Annotated in this window: 20 protein-coding genes, 2 tRNA genes and 1 other annotated feature; of the genes, 14 read left to right on the top strand and 8 right to left on the bottom strand. The window is 40.8% G+C overall.

The features are described from left to right. The first annotated feature begins 70 nt into the window (after nt 1–70). The 5 genes from GLW00_RS00190 (at nt 71) to GLW00_RS00170 (ending at nt 4,952) form a co-directional block, all read left to right on the top strand. Nucleotides 71–1,402, top strand: a complete 1,332-nt coding sequence (locus tag GLW00_RS00190) for a serine hydrolase (protein ID WP_439108878.1) — start codon at nt 71–73, stop codon at nt 1,400–1,402. Nucleotides 1,403–1,521: 119 nt separating this feature from the next. Then, nucleotides 1,522–2,406, top strand: coding sequence for a pyridoxal 5'-phosphate synthase lyase subunit PdxS (gene pdxS / locus GLW00_RS00185; RefSeq protein WP_160910474.1), 885 nt, complete (start codon nt 1,522–1,524; stop codon nt 2,404–2,406). Nucleotides 2,407–2,423: 17 nt separating this feature from the next. Then, nucleotides 2,424–3,014, top strand: coding sequence for a pyridoxal 5'-phosphate synthase glutaminase subunit PdxT (gene pdxT, locus GLW00_RS00180; protein ID WP_160910473.1), 591 nt, complete (start codon nt 2,424–2,426; stop codon nt 3,012–3,014). 37 nt (nt 3,015–3,051) lie between these two features. Further along, nucleotides 3,052–3,273 (top strand) — a binding site (T-box leader). 67 nt (nt 3,274–3,340) lie between these two features. Then, nucleotides 3,341–4,615 (top strand): serine--tRNA ligase, encoded by a 1,275-nt coding sequence (gene serS / locus GLW00_RS00175; RefSeq protein ID WP_160910472.1) that lies wholly within the window; start codon nt 3,341–3,343, stop codon nt 4,613–4,615. A 244-nt stretch (nt 4,616–4,859) separates the two neighbouring features. Beyond that, a tRNA-Ser gene (locus GLW00_RS00170) sits at nt 4,860–4,952 on the top strand. A gap of 149 nt (nt 4,953–5,101) precedes the next feature. On the opposite strand, the gene GLW00_RS00165 is transcribed toward GLW00_RS00170, so the two are convergent. Continuing rightward, complete coding sequence (locus tag GLW00_RS00165; RefSeq protein WP_160910471.1) at nt 5,102–5,446, bottom strand: winged helix-turn-helix transcriptional regulator; 345 nt, start codon at nt 5,444–5,446, stop codon at nt 5,102–5,104. 259 nt (nt 5,447–5,705) lie between these two features. On the opposite strand from GLW00_RS00165, the gene GLW00_RS00160 reads away from it, so the two are divergent. Both GLW00_RS00160 and GLW00_RS00155 read left to right on the top strand, forming a co-directional pair. Next, complete coding sequence (locus tag GLW00_RS00160) at nt 5,706–6,929, top strand: MFS transporter (protein WP_439108885.1); 1,224 nt, start codon at nt 5,706–5,708, stop codon at nt 6,927–6,929. Between the two features lie 78 nt (nt 6,930–7,007). After that, nucleotides 7,008–7,472, top strand: coding sequence for an NUDIX hydrolase (locus GLW00_RS00155; RefSeq protein WP_160910469.1), 465 nt, complete (start codon nt 7,008–7,010; stop codon nt 7,470–7,472). A 23-nt stretch (nt 7,473–7,495) separates the two neighbouring features. Here the strand turns inward: GLW00_RS00155 and GLW00_RS00150 are convergent, their stop codons facing one another. Together GLW00_RS00150 and GLW00_RS00145 are read right to left on the bottom strand one after the other, a co-directional pair. After that, entirely contained in the window at nt 7,496–8,179 is a 684-nt protein-coding gene (locus tag GLW00_RS00150) for a deoxynucleoside kinase (protein ID WP_160910468.1), read from the bottom strand. Further along, nucleotides 8,176–8,817: a deoxynucleoside kinase gene (locus GLW00_RS00145; RefSeq protein WP_160910467.1), complete on the bottom strand. Its 642-nt coding sequence runs from the start codon at nt 8,815–8,817 to the stop codon at nt 8,176–8,178. Before GLW00_RS00145 ends, GLW00_RS00150 begins: the two co-directional genes overlap by 4 nt. Nucleotides 8,818–9,013: 196 nt before the next feature. On the opposite strand from GLW00_RS00145, the gene GLW00_RS00140 reads away from it, so the two are divergent. Together GLW00_RS00140 and GLW00_RS00135 are read left to right on the top strand one after the other, a co-directional pair. Then, nucleotides 9,014–9,086, top strand: a tRNA-Arg gene (locus GLW00_RS00140). Between the two features lie 145 nt (nt 9,087–9,231). Continuing rightward, complete coding sequence (locus GLW00_RS00135; protein ID WP_160910466.1) at nt 9,232–10,209, top strand: tyrosine-type recombinase/integrase; 978 nt, start codon at nt 9,232–9,234, stop codon at nt 10,207–10,209. Between the two features lie 1,116 nt (nt 10,210–11,325). Here GLW00_RS00135 and GLW00_RS00130 read toward each other — a convergent pair. The 3 genes from GLW00_RS00130 to GLW00_RS00120 all read right to left on the bottom strand — a co-directional run bounded on the left by GLW00_RS00130 (nt 11,326) and on the right by GLW00_RS00120 (nt 14,963). Then, nucleotides 11,326–11,994, bottom strand: coding sequence for a hypothetical protein (locus GLW00_RS00130; protein WP_160910465.1), 669 nt, complete (start codon nt 11,992–11,994; stop codon nt 11,326–11,328). A 1,221-nt stretch (nt 11,995–13,215) separates the two neighbouring features. Then, nucleotides 13,216–14,568, bottom strand: coding sequence for a coiled-coil domain-containing protein (locus tag GLW00_RS00125; RefSeq protein ID WP_160910464.1), 1,353 nt, complete (start codon nt 14,566–14,568; stop codon nt 13,216–13,218). Between the two features lie 161 nt (nt 14,569–14,729). After that, the gene (locus GLW00_RS00120; protein WP_160910463.1) at nt 14,730–14,963 is read right to left on the bottom strand and encodes a hypothetical protein; all 234 of its coding nucleotides are present in this window, start codon (nt 14,961–14,963) and stop codon (nt 14,730–14,732) included. A gap of 170 nt (nt 14,964–15,133) precedes the next feature. Here GLW00_RS00120 and GLW00_RS00115 point away from each other — a divergent pair, with 170 nt between their 5' ends. Together GLW00_RS00115 and GLW00_RS00110 are read left to right on the top strand one after the other, a co-directional pair. Next, nucleotides 15,134–15,439 (top strand): hypothetical protein, encoded by a 306-nt coding sequence (locus GLW00_RS00115; protein ID WP_160910462.1) that lies wholly within the window; start codon nt 15,134–15,136, stop codon nt 15,437–15,439. 189 nt (nt 15,440–15,628) lie between these two features. Further along, nucleotides 15,629–16,675: a tyrosine-type recombinase/integrase gene (locus tag GLW00_RS00110; RefSeq protein WP_160910461.1), complete on the top strand. Its 1,047-nt coding sequence runs from the start codon at nt 15,629–15,631 to the stop codon at nt 16,673–16,675. Nucleotides 16,676–16,912: 237 nt separating this feature from the next. On the opposite strand, the gene modB is transcribed toward GLW00_RS00110, so the two are convergent. Both modB and modA read right to left on the bottom strand, forming a co-directional pair. After that, nucleotides 16,913–17,587 carry a molybdate ABC transporter permease subunit gene (gene modB / locus GLW00_RS00105; protein ID WP_160910460.1) on the bottom strand — a complete coding sequence of 225 codons (675 nt, stop codon included), beginning with the start codon at nt 17,585–17,587 and terminating at the stop codon, nt 16,913–16,915. A 4-nt stretch (nt 17,588–17,591) separates the two neighbouring features. Then, nucleotides 17,592–18,368: a molybdate ABC transporter substrate-binding protein gene (gene modA, locus GLW00_RS00100; RefSeq protein ID WP_160910459.1), complete on the bottom strand. Its 777-nt coding sequence runs from the start codon at nt 18,366–18,368 to the stop codon at nt 17,592–17,594. A 95-nt stretch (nt 18,369–18,463) separates the two neighbouring features. On the opposite strand from modA, the gene GLW00_RS00095 reads away from it, so the two are divergent. The 3 genes from GLW00_RS00095 to GLW00_RS00085 all read left to right on the top strand — a co-directional run bounded on the left by GLW00_RS00095 (nt 18,464) and on the right by GLW00_RS00085 (nt 19,696). Then, the gene (locus GLW00_RS00095; RefSeq protein ID WP_160910458.1) at nt 18,464–19,120 is read left to right on the top strand and encodes a M50 family metallopeptidase; all 657 of its coding nucleotides are present in this window, start codon (nt 18,464–18,466) and stop codon (nt 19,118–19,120) included. Between the two features lie 104 nt (nt 19,121–19,224). Continuing rightward, nucleotides 19,225–19,335 carry a YjcZ family sporulation protein gene (locus GLW00_RS00090; protein ID WP_089650761.1) on the top strand — a complete coding sequence of 37 codons (111 nt, stop codon included), beginning with the start codon at nt 19,225–19,227 and terminating at the stop codon, nt 19,333–19,335. Nucleotides 19,336–19,444: 109 nt separating this feature from the next. Then, nucleotides 19,445–19,696 carry a hypothetical protein gene (locus GLW00_RS00085; RefSeq protein WP_160910457.1) on the top strand — a complete coding sequence of 84 codons (252 nt, stop codon included), beginning with the start codon at nt 19,445–19,447 and terminating at the stop codon, nt 19,694–19,696. Nucleotides 19,697–19,704: the final 8 nt, after the last annotated feature.

Raw genomic sequence — 19,704 nt, 5'->3', positions numbered from 1 at the left:
TGTCTATTCTTTTATATACGCATGTGATAAAATAACAAAGATGCATATTTTAAGGGTGGAGGTTGAGAAAGTGACACAAAGAATAAAAACATCTATGGCCTTGATGTTGGCATTGCTTATGGGGTTCTTTGCTGTGTCCATGAATCCTGGACATACATACGCAAGCGTAGATGTTGGCGCAGAATCGGCAATACTCGTGGACGCGGAGACAGGGAAGATTTTATTTGAAAAAGAGGCGGATTTGACATTACCTCCTGCCAGTATGACGAAGATGATGACCGAATATCTTGTCATGGAGGCAATTGAGGAAGGGCAGATCAGCTGGGATACGACAACACAAATTAGTCAATATGCTTTTGATATATCGGCAAATCCTGAGTTTTCAGGGGTTGGCCTGAAGCTGGACGAGCAATACACGGTACGTGAACTGTATGAAGCGATGGCAATAAACTCAGATAATGCGACAACCATTGCTCTTACAGAATTGATTGCGGGCAGTGAAGGTGAATTTGTTCAGATGATGAACGAGAAAGCAGCTGAAATGGGGCTCCCTGATTATGATTTTGTGAATGCAACAGGACTGAACAACTCCCACTTGGGAGACAATTATCCTGAAGGGACAGACCCTGAAGCGACGAACATGCTTTCAGCGAAGTCTGCTGCACTGCTTGCTTATCACTTAACGAATGATTATCCGGAAGCGCTTGAGATCTCAAGCAAACCGACACTTGATTTTGCCGGACAAACCGTAACGAACTGGAACTGGATGCTTCCAGGTATGCCGGGACAGAACTTGGCGCAGTTCGAATATGAAGGAATGGACGGATTGAAAACAGGTTACACAGAACTTGCTCAGAACACGTTTACAGGAACAGCAGAACGAGATGGGCAGCGTTTTATTTCCGTTGTTATGAAATCCGAATCCAGAGCTTCCCGTTTTAATCAAACGAAACAATTGCTCGACTACGGATTCAATCAATTCTCACGTCAGGAACTTTTCGCAGCAGGAGCGACTCCTGAAGAAGAGTCGACACTACCTGTCGCAAAAGGAAAAGAAGATGATGTAGCGATTGAAACGAGTGCGGCATTGAGCACACTTGTGAAAAACGGTGAAGAAGATCAATATGAAATTCAGTTCAATATCTCTGAGGATCAGTTGGATGACAACGGTAACCTTGTCGCCCCCGTAGAAAAAGGGCAGAAAGTCGGGACAGCGAAGCTCGTTTACAACGGAGAAGAGGACTATGGGAATATCCTTGCTGACGGTGGACCAACCGTCGAAATCGTCACTTCTTCCAGTGTGGAGAAAGCAAACTGGTTCATGCTGACCCTTGGTGCGATCGGAGAATTCTTCAGTGATATCTTCACAGGGGCCGTCGACATGGTTAAAGGCTGGTTTTAGGTGAAAAAATCCCTAGATAACCAGTGGGATTTAATATAGTATTGCGTTACAATAGAGGATAAGAATCTATGATTCGAAATAAAATGTTTAAACTATAGAGCTGTTAGGGAGGAATCAACATGGCACAAACAGGTACGGATCGCGTAAAACGCGGCATGGCAGAAATGCAAAAAGGTGGCGTCATCATGGACGTCGTAAACGCAGAACAAGCAAAAATCGCTGAAGAAGCGGGTGCGGTAGCCGTAATGGCTCTCGAACGAGTTCCAGCAGACATCCGCGCAGCAGGCGGGGTCGCTCGTATGGCTGATCCTACGATCGTTGAAGAAGTGATGAATGCCGTTTCTATTCCAGTTATGGCCAAAGCTCGAATTGGGCATATTACAGAAGCACGCGTTCTTGAAGCTATGGGCGTTGACTATATCGATGAGAGTGAAGTTCTTACTCCAGCTGATGAAATCTATCACATCAAAAAAGATGATTACACAGTGCCATTCGTATGTGGCTGCCGTAACTTGGGTGAAGCGACACGCCGCATCCGTGAAGGTGCATCCATGCTTCGTACAAAGGGTGAACCAGGAACAGGTAACATTGTAGAGGCTGTCAGCCATATGCGTCAGGTCCAGTCACAGATCCGTCATTTGCGTGGACTTTCAGAAGATGAAGTGATGGTCTACGCGAAAGATAACGGCGCTCCATTCGATCTACTGATGGAGATTCGTGAAGAAGGACGTCTGCCTGTCGTTAACTTTGCTGCCGGCGGTATTGCAACCCCTGCAGATGCTTCCTTGATGATGCAGCTTGGAGCAGACGGAGTGTTCGTTGGGTCTGGTATCTTCAAATCCAACAACCCGGAAAAGTTCGCCCGTGCAATTGTTGAAGCAACGACTCACTATGACGATTACAAGCTGATTGGTGAATTGTCTAAGGGTCTTGGAACAGCCATGAAGGGTATGGAAATGTCTACTCTTACTCCTGAACAGCGTATGCAGGATCGCAGCCAGTAAGTAAAGGAGAATGCAGCATGACTACAATCGGTGTATTAGGCCTGCAAGGCGCTTTCCGTGAGCACGTGCGTTCTGTCGAAGCGACCGGCGCCAAAGCCGTCGTCGTCAAAAGGACAGAACAACTGAAAGATATTGATGGCTTGATTATCCCTGGTGGCGAGAGTACGACCATCCGTAGATTGATCGATAAGTACGAGTTCTTAGAACCGATCCGTGAGTTCGGAAAAAGCGGCAATCCGATCTTCGGTACGTGTGCCGGACTTATCCTGCTCGCTTCAGAAATTGATGGTTCTTATGACGTACATCTAGGGGTCATGGATATCAAAGTTCGTCGTAACGCTTTTGGACGCCAACGTGAAAGTTTTGAAGCGGATCTTAATATTGAAGGTGTGGCAGAAGGATTTAATGCCGTATTCATCCGTGCTCCTTACATTGAAGGAGTCGGGGAAAATACGAAAGTGCTGGCCCGCTACGACGGTCATATTGTAGCCGCTCAGGAAGGTCACTATTTAGCTTGTTCCTTCCATCCAGAATTAACGGACGACCACCGTTTAACGACGCATTTTGTGAAAATGGTAGAAGAAGCTAAAAAAACACTTGCATTATAATTCTGAATCCGCTAATCTTATGTAACACAAACCATAAATAAACGCGATGACAGGAAATAGTAACATGTCCCTTCTTCTCAAAGAGAGTCAGTGGCTGGTGTGAACTGACGGAGAAGCCATGTGAATCCATCCTCGAGTGTCTGACTGAATGAAGTAGGTCAGACCGGTACTCACCGTTATGAGTGAAGCCGGAAGGTCACACAGACCTTCAACTTGGGTGGTATCGCGGGAAGCATAAACCAAAGCTCTCGTCCCTTCTTTAGGGACGGGAGCTTTTTATTTATCTTCCGACTAATCGAAGTGAGTAAATAAAGGAGGAAATAAACATGTTGGACATGAAATACTTACGTCAGAACTTTGAAGAAGTAAAAGGGAAACTGCAAAATCGTGGAGAAGACCTCTCTGACTTGGATGCTTTCGGCGATTTGGACAGCAAACGCCGTGAGCTGATTCAGGAAACAGAAGAACTGAAGGCCAAGCGGAATGAAGTATCCAAAGAAATTTCCCAGCTGAAAAAAGCGAAGGAAGATGCGGACGATAAAATCAAAGAAATGCGCGAAGTCGGGGATCGTATTAAAACTCTGGATACAGAGCTTAAAGATGTGGAAGCGAAACTTGAAACGCTTCTCTTATCCATCCCGAACATCCCTCATGAAAGTGTACCCGTCGGAGGCGATGAAGAAGACAATATCGAAGCACGCAAAGCAGGAGAGATCCCGACATTTGACTTCGAAGCTAAACCTCACTGGGATGTAGCGACAGATTTAGGTATTCTTGATTTTGAAAGAGCATCAAAGGTTACCGGAAGCCGTTTCGTATTCTATAAAGGACTTGGTGCCCGTTTAGAGCGTGCACTGCTCAATTTCATGATGGATCTGCATGCGGATGAACACGGGTATCAGGAAATGCTCCCACCACAAATGGTCAATCGCACAGCGATGACAGGTACAGGGCAATTACCTAAATTTGAAGAAGATGCGTTTAAAATTGAAGACTGGGATTACTTCCTTGTACCAACAGCTGAGGTTCCCGTCACAAACTTCTATCGAGAAGAAATACTATCTGTTGAAGACCTTCCACAAAAATTTGTAGCTTTCAGCACGAATTTCCGTTCCGAAGCAGGGTCTGCCGGCCGTGATACAAGAGGATTGATTCGTCAGCACCAATTCAATAAAGTGGAGCTTGTCCAGCTGGCAAAGCCGGAAGATTCTTATGATGTTTTGGAAGAACTGACAGGTCATGCTGAAAAAGTCCTTCAGCTGTTGAAACTTCCTTATCGTGTGATGAGCATGTGTACGGGGGACCTTGGCTTTACAGCAGCGAAGAAGTATGACATCGAAGTGTGGATCCCAAGCCAGGAGACTTATCGTGAAATCAGCTCTTGCTCTAACTTCGAAGATTTCCAGGCACGTCGTGCAGGCATACGTTTCCGTAGAGAAGAAAAGGGTAAGCCTGAATTCGTACACACGTTAAATGGTTCTGGTCTTGCCATCGGTCGTACCGTTGCAGCGATTCTTGAAAATTATCAGCAGGAAGATGGAACCGTCATCGTCCCGGAGGTTCTTCGTCCATACATGGGTGGAAAAGAAGTCCTCAACTAACTCAAATACATCGAGCGTCAATAGAACATGCGCCTGGATCCTTTATGGTTCCAGGCGTATTTCATTGAATTCGTATTTGAAAACAGGGATCGCGGAGGGCTGTTGACTCTGTGGAAGGGAATTTGTATAATAACGAAGTGACAATTTTTCGTTATGGTTCGACAACAATTTCTTTTTAAAAAAGTTGCAGGATTTTGTTGACGGATACGGACAACCATGATATTATATTTATTGTCGGTCACACGGAGGAGTACCCAAGTCCGGCTGAAGGGAGCGGTCTTGAAAACCGCCAGGGGGTTTACGCCCCGCGGGGGTTCGAATCCCTCCTCCTCCGCCATATTATTATCAACAATAGCGCATAAATATTGGAGATTTATAGAACAGAAATCGTTACTTCGCGTAACGATTTTTTATTTTGCTTTCCTTGAATGAATAAAGAGTAAAGCCCTCACCGGGATAACCGGTGAGGGCTATTTTTATATCTTATTAAGAATCCAATAATACCTCTTCTTTATTGGGATAGGTCTTTTCAATATGCTGCTCACCCCAGGCACACAGCATGTCCAATGCCCCTTTTAATGTCCAGCCGTATTCCGTCAGTTCATACTCCACTTTAGGCGGTACCTGATTATAAACGATTCGTGTAATGACTCCATCGCTTTCCAATTCCCTCAGCTGCTGGGTCAACATTTTTTGTGTGATTCCTGGCATTAATCGTTTGAGCTCACTTGTCCGTCGTTTATTTTCTATTAAGTGGCACAGAATGACGACCTTCCACTTGCCTCCGATGACTTCCAGAGCCGCTTCCACCGGTATATTATATTTCGGCATGAGATTGACCTCCTCTAGAGCTCCTATGTTTCTTTTTAGCATGTATAACCGATGATTCACTATACACGAAAGAAACATAAGTTAAAAATATTTTGCCTGAACACCCTCCCACCCCTCTATTCTATACAATTGTTACTTACAGGTGCCTATAGCACACAGAAGTGCGTACTTCTCAAGTATTCGATCAGCCCTCATAATAAGGTTTGTCATCCAGAGGCGCCCTGGATACATGGGTTTCAGATATGATTCTTATTTATATATGAGGAGGAAAATGATGAGTTCACACGCAGAGAATATCAACGAAAATTCTCTTGATCATAAGTCGAAAAGTTTTCCGTTTGCTTTGTTGGCCCTTGCTATTAGTGCGTTCGGTATAGGAACGACAGAATTTGTACCTGTAGGTTTACTATCCACGATGGCCGATGACCTTTCTATATCCATTACACTTGCGGGAGTATTGATCTCCGGTTATGCTGTCGGTGTTGCTGTGGGGGCACCTGTTTTGACGGCTCTTACCAATAAGATGAGCCGGAAAAGTTTATTGCTGGCTCTGATGGTTGTTTTCATTCTTGGTAATTTAGTGGCTTCGGTTTCGACAAGCTTCACCTTGCTATTAATTGCAAGAATCATCACTGCTTTTTCTCACGGTATATTCTTCTCCATTGGTTCGACTATTGCTGCCAGTTTAGTCCCTGAGCATAAGCGGGCAAGTGCCATTGCCTTTATGTTTACAGGATTGACCGTTGCGACGGTGACAGGCGTGCCTTTAGGAACATTCATTGGACAAACTTTTGGTTGGCGGGCGACATTTGCCGGTGTAGCTTTGCTCGGCGTAATCGGCATCATCGCAAGTGCTTTGCTTGTTCCTAAAAATCTGGAAGAAGCAACACCTGCAAGCTTTCGTGACCAATTAAAAATACTAACTGAAAAAAGAATTCTGCTCTCTTTCGTCATTACAGGATTAGGATATGGCGGAACGTTTGTGGCCTTCACATACCTTGCTCCTTTACTGGAAGAAGTCACAGGTTTCGATCCGAAGTTTGTCAGCGTGATTCTGCTCATTTATGGAGTTGCGGTTGCGATCGGAAATACGATTGGTGGAAAAGTTTCCAATAAAAATCCGATCAAAGCGTTGTTTTGGATGTTTGTACTGCAGGCAATCGTATTGCTCCTGTTGGCTTTCGTCATTCCATTTAAAGTGTTGAGTTTAGTTGTATTATTTTTCATGGGACTGTTTGCTTTCATGAACGTCCCTGCTTTGCAGATCTTGGTCGTTCAATTAGCTGAGAAGTATGTTCCATCTGCGGTTAATGTAGCTTCTGCTTTGAATATTGCCGCTTTCAACGTCGGTATTGCTATCGGATCCTCCGTCGGTGGGGTCATCGTTGATACGATTGGTCTTGTTCATACACCATGGATTGGTGCAGTGATGGTAGGGGGCGCTGTCATCTTAACAAAACTGCTGCATACGATGGAACGCTAATCTACGAGAAGGACTCCTTTTTTTCAAAGGGGTCCTTTTCTCTTGTTATAATAGAATAATGGAGAGAGGAGGAAGGCTATGGGTTACGTCGAGGACTTACGGGCAATTATCGGTCATCGGCCCATTATTTTAGTTGGCTCTGTGGTAATGATTCTGGATGAAAAAGGACGTATTTTACTACAGGAACGAACATCCCCTCAAGGTGTATGGGGACTGCCGGGAGGTTTGATGGAGCTTGGAGAAAGCACGGAACAAGTCGCTAAACGTGAAGCATTCGAAGAGACTGGATTAAAGGTCAAAGATCTGCAGTTATTGAATGTTTACTCTGGGGAGGATCAATTCAGCCGAGCTCCTAATGGAGATGAGTTTTACGTTGTGACAACAGCTTATTTCACTAGACATTTCAGTGGGGACTATGCTTTTGATCCTGCAGAAACGGTACAGGTGAAGTTTTTCGAGTTTCATGATTTGCCTGAGAAGATGGTTGGTAGTCACCGGATGATGATTGAAGATTATAGAAAAAAAACACCTGACGTTGAATGACGTCAGGTGTTTCATCTTTATGCTTACGTCAATAAATGGCTGGAGCGCCATTTACGAGATTGTTGGATGAAGTGGCCGATTTTTTCAAGGACAGGTTCGATGCTTGTTTTATCATTCAATACATCATAGTCGGCAATATTGAGGCGCAGGACAGGGCAGGAGTTGAAATTATCAATCCAATTGTCATAACGCGTAAACATCTCTTCCCAATATTCAATAGGAGTTTCTTGTTCCATTGGACGTCCACGTTCTTTGATTCGGGAAACGACATCATCGAACGACCCTTCCAAATATATTAAAAGATCGGGATGAGGGAAGTATGGTGTCATCACCATCGCATCAAACAGGTTTCGGTACGTTTCATAATCGGTTGCAGACATCGTCCCTTTTTCATAGTGCATCCGGGCAAAAATGCCGGTATCTTCATAGATGGAGCGGTCCTGGATAAAACCACCGCCATATTCAAAAATCTTCTTTTGTTCCTTGAAGCGTTCCGCTAGAAAGTAAATCTGTAAATGGAAGCTCCAGCGTTCAAAATCCTGATAGAATTTGTCGAGATAAGGATTTGTGTCGACTTTTTCAAAAGAGGTACGGAAGTTGAGGGCATCAGCGAGAGCATTGGTCATCGTTGACTTACCAACACCGACCGTTCCTGCAATCGTTATGACGCTGTCGTGTGGAATTCCATAGCGTTCACGTGCATTCATTTGATAACTTCTCCTTTATTTAAATGCTGCTCTACTTGATCAACAATATAATTCAAATCGTCTTGATGTTTTACGAAGTCTATATGATCCCCGTTCAAACGAATCACAGGAATCTCGGGATGAGTCGCCTCAAAATGTCTCATGAAGTCTTCGTAGTCTTGAGAGAGTTGTTCAAGATATGAGGGTTGAATATTTGCCTCTACATCACGGTTACGCATGCGGATGCGTTCGAGCAGTGTATCTAAACTCGCATGTAAATAGACGACCATATTCGGTTTAGGCATATCGTGTGTCAATATATCAAAAATCTGTGCATACTTGTCAAATTGATCTTCTCTTAACGTGCGGCGTGCGAAAATCATATTCTTCGATATATGGTAATCGGCGACCACCGGCTTCCCCGACTGCAAAAATTTGCGATCGATGTCTTCGAGCTGCTTGAAACGATTGCACAAGAAGAACATCTCCGTTTGGAAGCTCCATTCTTCAATATTGTCGTAAAACTTGCCTAAAAACGGGTTCTCCTCAACGATTTCCTTCAGCAAATGAAAATCAAACTGGGAGGCGAGCTTTTTAGACAGAGACGTTTTCCCAACCCCAATGGGCCCTTCAACGGATATGAAAGGTAAATCTCCCATCTCTTTTCCTCCTTCAAACTCAATTCAAAAAAACGTGAGTGCTCATCACTCACTTACAAAATACGATACTTTTAGACAGACAAATAACATTTTATCATATACATACGTTGGAAGTAACATCCGAGCAATATTTTTAAAGTGCATTTCCTTTTCAATCTTTGGTTTGTTTTGTATAATATTACACGTACGTTCATACGCCCCCGTAGCTCAGGGGATAGAGCATCGGTTTCCTAAACCGTGTGCCGCAGGTTCGAATCCTGCCGGGGGCGCTATATTGATATATCAACGTTTAACTGGTTTAGGGCTTTCCCACGGTCTAAAGAATAATATAATAAACCGTGTGCCATGCCCTATATAAACCGTGTGAACGGTCATTTAAAACCTTCTAACCAAAATGGCTTAGGAGGTTTTTTTGTGAAGAAAAATAAGTTTATGGGAAAAAAACAGGTTATGCAGCGGAGTAGAATGATACCTACAGACAGTGAAAGTTACTCTTTAGAAAAGGTCCATAATTTGTTTGTAACAGCAAAAAAGGCTGAAGGGTTAAGAGAACGGACAATTAAGGATTATGAGGCACATTTTGGGTATTTTTTAACATGGTTGGGTGAAAATGACTTGGCACAACTTAGTATTACCGATTTGACCATAGATATCATTCGGGGATACGTCACTTATATGCAAGAAAAACCTCTCTCTCCAGTTACAATCAACATCCGTATTAGAACCTTGAGAAGCTTTTTGAGATTCATTTACGAGGAACAATATTACAATGAGAACCTAGCCAATAGAGTAAAGATAATGAAAACCGATGAGGATACATTAAAAATTATGAGTGACGAGCAAATAGCTGCTATTCTCAACGCTATTGATAAACGGAGCTATACAGGTTTCCGTGATTACGTAGCTATCGCCCTGATGATTGATACAGGTATGAGAATTAGTGAAGTGGGGTCGTTAACTAAGGAACAAGTGGACTTTGAGCAGCGCTATATACATCTGCCATCAGATAAGGTTAAAAACAGGAAGGGAAGATATGTACCCATATCGCCAAAGGTTAATAAGGCTTTATATCAATTGATTGCTGAGAACAGTTCAGTATTTAATGTTAGTGAAGTTTTTTTGAGTGTGTATGGTACACCATTTCAACCTGGGAGTTTTAGAAAAAGGTTAATCACATATAGGGATAAGGCCGGGGTGAAGGGAGTTAGGGTGTCCCCTCACTCATTCAGACATTATTTTGCCAAGAACTATATCCTGAATGGCGGTGACCCATTTACTTTACAGTTAATACTGGGCCACTCTGACATGCAAATAGTAAGGAGGTATATTCAAATGAACCGGACAGAGGTCCAAGCGAAGCACCACCAATTCAGCCCATTCCAACGGTTTTAAAAAGTAGACCGTTGGAAAAATGATAAAATAACCGTGTGAATATGCGGAAGGTTTCTGTGAATTATTAGATTCGTACCGTACCACTGGGTACCAAACTACCGTACCCTTGGGTACTTTCAACAAAGAACTATAAGAAAAGATGATAATATTGGGACATGTATATCTCCCATCCCAATAATGTCATCGTTAAGATAAAAGGTTGATGATTAATACCGTACTTCTGGGTACCAAACTACCGTACCCTTGGGTACTTTCAACAAAGAACTATAAGAAAAGATGACAATATTGGGACATGTATATCTCCCATCCCAATAATGTCATCGTTAAGATAAAAGGTTGATGATTAATACCGTACTTCTGGGTACTCAACTACCGTACCCTTGGGTACTTTCAAGGAAGAATTATAAGTTAAGGTAACGGTATTAGAATCCAGTGAACTTTTTCATTTATACATAAAGGAAAAAAGAAAAATCACTACAAACTATAGATACATAACAAAGAATGTTGCGAAGCGCTCCTCATGTAGATGGTAGGCATCTATAGTGTTGTAAATATGACGGAAAAATAATTATCAAGGTGTCCCGTCCGACCTTGGCTCCGATTCACCCTCGGATGGTCACTCGTTAAATGAGTATTACTCTTCCCAGAGTAATAACTTATAATTATTACACATCCCGTACCTGTCGCATTAAGCGAGGTAGACTTAAATGTATGCTGTGGTAGCATGCTCGGTAAAGCAGGACCTGTGGCGAGTTTTCTTTTAATAAAAAAGAATGCATTTTCGAAGCGAAAAATGGCTTTTCTACCCTTTTGGTAAGGGGTAAATGCGCCTTCTCAGGCACAAAGTCTTCGCTTCGCTTGAGTGTTTTCAACACCGAAAACCAATAAAATTCACAAAAAAAACACTAAAGAGCATGAGGGAACTCTAAAAGAATACATGAGTGTTGTTAGATTTCATATTAACTAGCATCTCTATTGCAGAACCACTCCTACATATACTGTTTGAGGTGAAGTGAAAATAAATATATACTAGAGATGCTACATTGAAATGTGCCTGGTGGAATACTTGGGTTCCACGCAAAAAGACGGCTGATTAAGTTCAGTCGTCTTTTATCATTAATTGAAATTTTTCACTGTCTTCTTTCGGGTGTTGAATCTTAAGTGCTTAATGGTTAGGTTACACTTTCCTCCCTTAATACTAGAAGTTTTGACACCATGCTCCTTAGCTTTACGCACAACAAATTCAGCTAATTGAATCTTCTGCCGATGAATTCCCGAATAAGAAGGTAATCCGTTTAGAAGATTAAACTCCTTTTTTATCTCCTTATCATCTTGTGTCTTGACTGTATTATATAGTGAGTCCTTAAAACCTTTATAGGTTGATTTAGCTAAGGTAACCTCTACTTTATCTAGGTGTTGTATACGCAAGGTAATTAGCTCACTAATAGTTAGAAATAACGGCGAGTAACGAAAGTCCTTAAACTTATCGTCATACGTAATCTCTTTTAAAATTTTCCCTTCAGTATGTAAGATGAGTACGAGGTGTTCCCAACGTAGATAGTAGAAGTTAGCAACACCTTTAGCTTTTGCTCTTTGGCGCTGCCACTTCGACTTATTAGATTTGTACTTTCCTATTAATTTTTTATCAATTTCATCCCACTTATCTTCTTTATTGACTGGTAATTCCGTTAAATGATAATAGTAATACCCCTTGCCACAGAGATTAATTACCATTTGTAACATAGCTTTCCATGATACAACTAAATATTTATACTCTTGTGCCATTGAATCACCTCCCGGTGTTAGAAAAAGCACATCAGTTAAGGTCGCCAGACCAGATACAGTGCCACCTGTATCCCTTTCTCTTATTTTGAATTCGCTAACCTCTATTAGAAATTAGCCCCAATCCCTTTCGGTCGTCTCATTTTGACAGTTGCCAAACTGTCGAGAACTCACTAGGCCACTGCTTTGCAGCTTCGTGAAAAACCTATTAAGGAAATCTCCCACCGTCAGCTTTACCTGCTACGGCTTCCCACTTTAGTTATACCTTACAAAAATAAGCTCTGGTTGACTCTAAATGTGAACTGTCTAAGGGCAGAATATAGAAGCTCCCTCTTACTTACCCGCAGGTTTTCGGTCATTCACATTCTTCACAGTCGGTTCAGCACCCACTTCTTATTTTTTTACTCGGTTGCTCCCTACTAAAACCAAATAAATGGCCGCAGGGTTGCTTTAATCATCAGCATGTTGATGACCCTTTACAGGTTGAGCTATTCGTATTTGTATCCCCTTTCGGACGGACCAAGCTTTTACTTGGTGAAGCTGTTCAGAGCTTTCTTCCTCCCCTGCCGAGCCGTGCGTTGAGCTGTTACCAGTTCTCCCCGCCGGGTGGATTTTCACCACTTAATGTATAACGAACAGAACCACACTTTGCCGTGGTCCCATTATTTCAGTGTCGCCCATATGTCCAAAAAATTATTGGGTAGAAGCGATTTTACTCGCAGCCCCCGTCGTTTCTACGCAAGCAGCTCTCACCGCACGTAGCTTCAGGTGAACTAGGTTTTATTGGCTGGCAACCAATTCCCCCTAGAACGGCTTGGTCTACTGATTGGCATCAGTATCCGCACCTTCAAAAATTCAAGAGAAAGATTATGAATCAATATTTATAGTTACAGGATTGGCATCCCTGCAACTGTGGCAAATTTTCTTTAATCATTTAGCGAATATATGGATGGCAGCCATATATTTATAAAACCGCTGCCAGAGGCAGTTGAAAACACCGTTACACTCGTTTTCAAACTTTCCCCGTTATCTATATTCCATATATAGGAGTAGCGCTCTACCTAAAATGACTCATAGAACGCTATTTCCAGTCTTAAAGATATTAATACAAATAAATAACTTGTGTGAAATTAATTATAAATTTTTATTAAGTAATTAATTTTAACGAAGCGATATAAAAAAAGAGAGCACCTCTAAGGTGCTCTCGGTAAAGTAATTATAAAGTTATTTAGTCTTTATAATACTTTGTATTTTATCAGCTAGTAAATGTAAGCTCTCTTTATTCTCAAGCAAACTATTAATAACAGATTGTTCATTAACATCGCTGTTTTGATTGTTTACGGTATTGATTTGACCAATTTCAACACCGAAATATTTATTTACTAGACTTTGTTTAACTTGTTTTTGTTCCTCTTCATCTAAATCTTTTAGATAAGGGTCTAGAGATGCCAGTTCCAGTTCAATTTTTCTATTTCGTCTTTCTTCGAATCTATGATTACCTGCTTGTTTTGCACAATATGTGAAGAGAGTTAAACCAACTCCTGTTAATATAGTCCTACTAACCAAAGTTGTCCATTCCATAACGCCTTCATTTGTAATTATAAATTCATAACCGAACCACAGTATTATTGCTATTGAAACTAAGGAACCTATATTCCAAAGGCTGGCTTTTCTACCTTCAATGTTAGCGATATTCTGGTAACCATGCGCGAGGCCTTTCATACTAATAATTCCCACTATCTTTTCAGCCTCTTTATTCCTATCTTGAATCTGTTCCAGTTCAGATGTGCTTTGTTCTCTAATTTTTTCTAATAATGCATTATACTCTTCTTCATAACGGGAACTCTGACTATCAAAATTTGTTTCATGTTCTTCTAAACTTTCTTTAAAGGTGCTTTCTTGACCTTTAAGTAGTTCGTCTAAGCGCATTTGATAGTTTTTTTCGATTTCATCAAATTCTTTTTGTACACTTTTTATAGTTTCTTCTGTTTTTTCATTTCTTTCAGTTTGCGCATTAAGGAATTGATTTTGAAAATCATTAATTATGGTGTCTATTCGCTTTTTTTGGTTATCTATAGACGAATTAAGTTCAATCACTTTATCTTTATTTTGTTTAAAAGAAGTATGTGTTTCATTAATCTCTTTCTCTAAATTTGATAGGTGCTGACCAATTGATTGTCTAAACTTAACAACAGAATTTTTAATCTCACCAATATCCTCTGCACTTCTCGGAATTGTTAATTGGGAGAGAAAGGGTAATAGAGACTCCAAGTTATTAAAGACATTTTTTAATTGTTGTTCATTGTTATTTCTTTTATAGTTGGTTAATTCATTTGCTGAGTTAGTTAAGGGGTTATTTAAGTTATTGAGAGTATTTAACGAAATGTGCCACGGGTCAATTCTATTTAATAATTCATATGTAAAGTCAAGAGTCTCTCTGATTCTACCTAGCATTTGAAGTTGTTTAGTAGGTATATTTTGAGTATCAGATTCTATTTCATCTAACAACTCTAATATGCCTTCTAACTTTTTATAAGCTGAATGACTATAGATTCTTTGTTCAACTTCAATTAGCATAAATGTCACCTCGATACATTAAAATTCGTATAAACTTACTAAATGATATTTTAGACTAATGGTTTCGTGGCTTCAATATTCAATAATAAAGCCCATAAAATAATCTCCCCTCATCAGGAATTTATTGAGTGAGGGGAGCTAAATTGAGTTGAGTATTCAGGTTATTTCTCTCTAAAAACTAAATGCGCATGATTATTTGAAATGCTAACACTTTCAATATCATAATCCTTACCGTCTGCTGGGGCGTTCCCGACCGGTTTCCGTTCTGAGTCTATAAGTGACTGAGCAAAACTTTCTACAAAGCCATAACTTTCTACTTCATTAATCGTCCGATAAGAGTTGTCTTTAGATATGAATACTTGGGTTGTACTTAATACCCGTGAATCACCTGACATGTTTACTCACTCCTTAAGTAAAAATTGTATTTATTGGTTTATTTTAACACATAATGTCTAATTATTGACCCTCATGTAGGCAATATAATGCAGGAATTATTACTTTTACTAAAATCGAATTAAAGTGTTAACCTTAACCTTCGTTACTGAATCAATTGGGGGTTTATTAAGTGGAAGTCATCATTACGTGCGCGCGAGAAGATTTTGAAACACAAGACAGAAAAGCCTATTCTATGAATCTGCTTAAAGAATTTCTAAATGATGAATCCTTTTCGTTGCTGTTAGACATGCTATGTACTAATCAAAAAGTAAGGTATATAAGGTGCAACCGATTCTCCTGTTTAGTGGGTACTGCTGATGTTATGTTCTTATCACTTCCAAAACAAAACAGATATAATAGCTTATTTACCGAAGAACTTGAATTGATTTATCACCATCAGCAAGAAATATCGCAACGTAAAGTAACCAAGTCCTGATTTTTCAGGACTTTTTTTATTAACTAAAAAGCGCATCATGTAAGGGTTTATCAGCTCTTTCTCCAAACAACGAAGCTAAAAGCAAAAAAAAAAACGATTTTTTCAACAAAAGCCATTTTGAATTTTGTAAAGTATGAATTACCGAATCGCAATTACTTACTTTATATAAAGATAAATGGGGGATTACATATGACTAAAGCAATTAAGAGTAACAAAATCAGTTTGAATCTTCGTGAAGAGGCTACACAAACAAGCAAAGTTTTAAATATGGATATTGACCTAGAGTTTGCTTTCAATGAACTTTATCAACGTAAGGAGAACGAGAACTTGAAAGAAAGAACCTTAAAAGACCATAAAAATCACTTTAAGTATTTTTCGACTTTTCTTTACAAGCACCACCCCGAAGTAAAGAAAGTGGAAGACATCTCAATGACTGAAATAACCGATTACATCAAGTTCATGAGAAAAGAGAAAGGACTATGGGATGACCATAAAGACTTGTGTAAAGTAACTAATAGAAAAGGACTGGCGCCTTCTACTGTCAACATTAGACTCAGAACCTTACGAACATGGTTAAATTACTGGTTTAAAAATGGATACATTCAAAAGAACTTATCAGCTGAAATAAAGTTGCTTAAAACAGATAAGCACTTTAGAGGGATAGATGCCCAGCACATTAAAAGAATCCTAGCTCAGTTAGAGAAAACATCTAAATATACAGATTTACGTGATTATGTAGTAATCTTGTTGCTTTGTGACATTGGTGCACGAATTAATAACTTACTCTCTCTTAAAATATCGGATATTAACTTAACGGCGCGGGAATTGTCATTGACATCTAGTACATCTAAAACTAGAGAAGATAAGACATATCCGATTTCTGATTTTACAGCGGAGTGGATTCAACATCTTATTAAAAAGAATGAAGAGATTGAAACGGAAAGTGATTTCTTGTTTTTATCCATGCGGGGTAATGTATACAAAGCAAATTCATTCAGAAAAAGATTGAATAAATTTGCTGAAAAAGCAGGTATTCCGAACGATGTCCGAGTAACTCCACACTCATTCCGTCATTTTGTAGCAACTACAGCACACGAAAAAGGAGCTTCGTTATTTGACCTACAACTTATATTGGGGCATAAATCCATTGAGGCTACCGAGAGGTACTTATGGCAAGACAAAGAACGCGCACGAACAGTACATAAACAATTTTCTCCTCTTGAGACTGTTATTTAATGAAAGCGACCTATATATAGGTCGCTTTTTTGTTTACACCGGACGATTATTTACAAATAGCCCGTAATACCATATAATAAAAAACAATCCATTGGTTTTTCTGAAACCGTTGGAATAGAAGAGTTTTAAATGATTTTGATATACATAGTGCTTTCCTATCGGTTTCCTAAACCGTGTGCCGCAGGTTCGAATCCTGCCGGGGGCGCTGGCTGAAGCTGATTGGAGCTTCAGCTTTTTTTATGTTTTCCTTACAAAGATAATTTTCCTCCGGCTCCATGTGTTGAGCCATAATACCGCACTGAACCCGAGACAGAGTATGACAATCACCCACATGAGAGCTTCTTCCATTCGACCGGATTCGACAGCAAAATAGATGGCGAGTGGAATGGTGTCTGTTTCACCAGGGATATAGCCTGCAATCATTAATGTAGCTCCGAACTCACCAAGGGAACGAGCAAAAGTCATGACTAATCCAGCGAGCAATCCGGGCCAGGCTAAAGGAAGCGATATGGTGAAGAATACTTTCAATTTCGAAGCCCCCATCGTCAAAGCCGCATTCTCCAGGTTTTGTTCATAATTTTGAAAAGCCGCTGATGCACTTTGATACATAAGGGGAAAGGAGACGACGGCAGACGCAATGACTGCTCCTGTCCAGGAAAAAACCACCTGAATACCGAACCAGTCCATGAGCCATTGTCCCATCCAGCCGTTTTTGCCGAATAAATAAAGCAGGCCAAATCCTATGACCGTCGGAGGAAGGACAAGAGGGAGTAAAAGGATCGATTCTATGATACTTTTCCCGGGAAATAATTTCCGAGAAATGACTCTTGCGCTGATCGTTCCGATAATAAATACGATGAAAGTAGCGATTGCCGCTACCTTTAGAGACAATAAAAGAGGTTCGACGTTCATTGTTCTATCTTTCCACCTCCTTAGGATTGAATCCATAAGATTTGTAAATTTCTGTCGCTTGATCACTCTTTAAGAAGGATAAAAATTGCTCTCCAGATTTCTTAGTCCGGCTTTTTGAAAGAATGATGCCAGGATAGACGATCGAATCATGGAGTGTAGGGTCTACTTTTGTAAGGGTTCTTACCTGATCTGATATCAGGGCATCACTGGCATAGACAAAACCGTAGTCCACTTGCCCGGATTCGACATAAGCAAGGACTTGTCTAACATCGCTTCCGAAAATCATCTGATCCTCTAATCCCCTCCAAAGTTGAATCCTTTCCAACGCTTGCTTCGTATAAGTACCAGCAGGCACGCTCTCTGGATTGCCGACAGAAAGCTGTTCATTTTTTGTCAGTTCCAGGTCCTGAATGGTATTCAAATGACTCGTGGAATCGTGACCAATAAGAACGATCTGGTTGGTAGCAAACTCTATGTATGTATCTTTTTCGACAAGGCTCTCTTTCTTAAGAAGTTCGATCCAACGAAGATCCGCAGACAGGAATACGTCGACAGGAGCTCCTTGTTCGATTTGTCTTGCCAGTTTACCTGAGCCTCCATATATGGTTTCGATTTCTATATTGTATTGCTCCTCAAAAAGAGGTGTCAGCTCTTCCATGACATCTTTTAAACTTGAAGCAGCCGCAATTTTTATGTTCGTTTCACTCGATTCTGATGGAGCGGCACAACTGCATAAAAATAGTACGATGATCGAACTCCCTATCCATGTTAACTTTCGCATGTCTATTCCCCTTTGTTACCATTGATTCTATTCTTAAGATACGTCATATGTAAGTAGAAAGCGATTAAAAGATCACGAAGAAAGGAGTGCGTTATATGAAATTACAAGTTCTTTCAGCTCTTATTCTTGCTTTACTGCTCACACAACTGCCGGTCGTTGGTAAGTACTTCGCTATTCTAAACACCATGATTCATGAGAGCGGTCATTCCCTGATGGCGCTGCTTACAGGGGGAGAAGTAAGGAGAATTTCCCTTTTACCAAATACATCCGGTTTTGCTTTGACCGGGCATAACTCATGGATCGGGCAAGTATTAACGAGCATGGCCGGGTATGTATTTGCTTCTTTCTTTGCCTTCGTCTTCTTTTTCCTCGTCAGTCGTGGGCATTTTAATTGGATGATTTATATTTTAATGGCGTTCCTTGCGATCAATCTGCTTTTCTGGGTAAGGAATGTGTATGGTCTATTCTGGATCCTTACCTTTGGAGCTGGGTTTGTATGGCTGCTGAGAACCGGTCATGAACAGGTGGTTCAATATGTGTTATTGTTTCTTGCTTCCCTCGTTCTCGTTGAGTCTGTAACCAGTGCTTTTGAAGTGATGTGGATCAGCTTTATCTCTCCAGGACAAGCTGGTGACGCAGCAAACTTGGCAAGAGCGACAAAATTCATTCCCGCCCCTTTGTGGGGATTGGCTTTTTTCGTCCAGGCCCTGTACTTTGCCTTCCTTTCCCTTAAGCGTGTCTTCTCGTTCTGAAGGTGTGAATGAAAAGAAGAAAAAAGATTAAATTCCGCTCATGCCCTGCCTTCTTCATCCCTTCTGAATAAGGTAGTAAAGTAAGTAAGAGAGGGGGGAATGGAATGAGCGGAGGATACGGTGGCGGTTTCGCGCTATTGGTTGTTTTGTTCATCCTTTTGATCATCATCGGTGCATCTTATATGGGTGGCCGTGGATACGGTTATGGATACTAATAAATAAAGAAAGCGGGAATCTTTTCCCGCTGTTACATAAAATTAAACGTTTCTCGAAGTTTGGAAAAGGGTATCATGGGACTAGAATAATTGGACGGAGGAGTCGTTTATGGATTTAAAAGAACACTTAATTGCAAACGGGTATGATCACATTGATATTCTTCTTATTGATGAAGAGGGCGACCAGACAACAGTTGCCGACATTTCTCTTCCGAAGGTGACGGATTTAGAGTACAAGCTTTATCTCCAGCCTGATACGATCTCTTATCATTTCAAGGAAGAGGACCCTTATTTTGAAGCTGAGCAGCAATCAGAGTCAGGGGATGGTAAGAAGATCAAAGGTTTCATCCTCGAATGGTAAAGCCCTGT

Source organism: Halobacillus litoralis (assembly GCF_009856445.1).
GTDB lineage: Bacteria > Bacillota > Bacilli > Bacillales > Halobacillaceae > Halobacillus > Halobacillus litoralis.
This window is presented reverse-complemented; position numbering and strand designations above follow the sequence as displayed.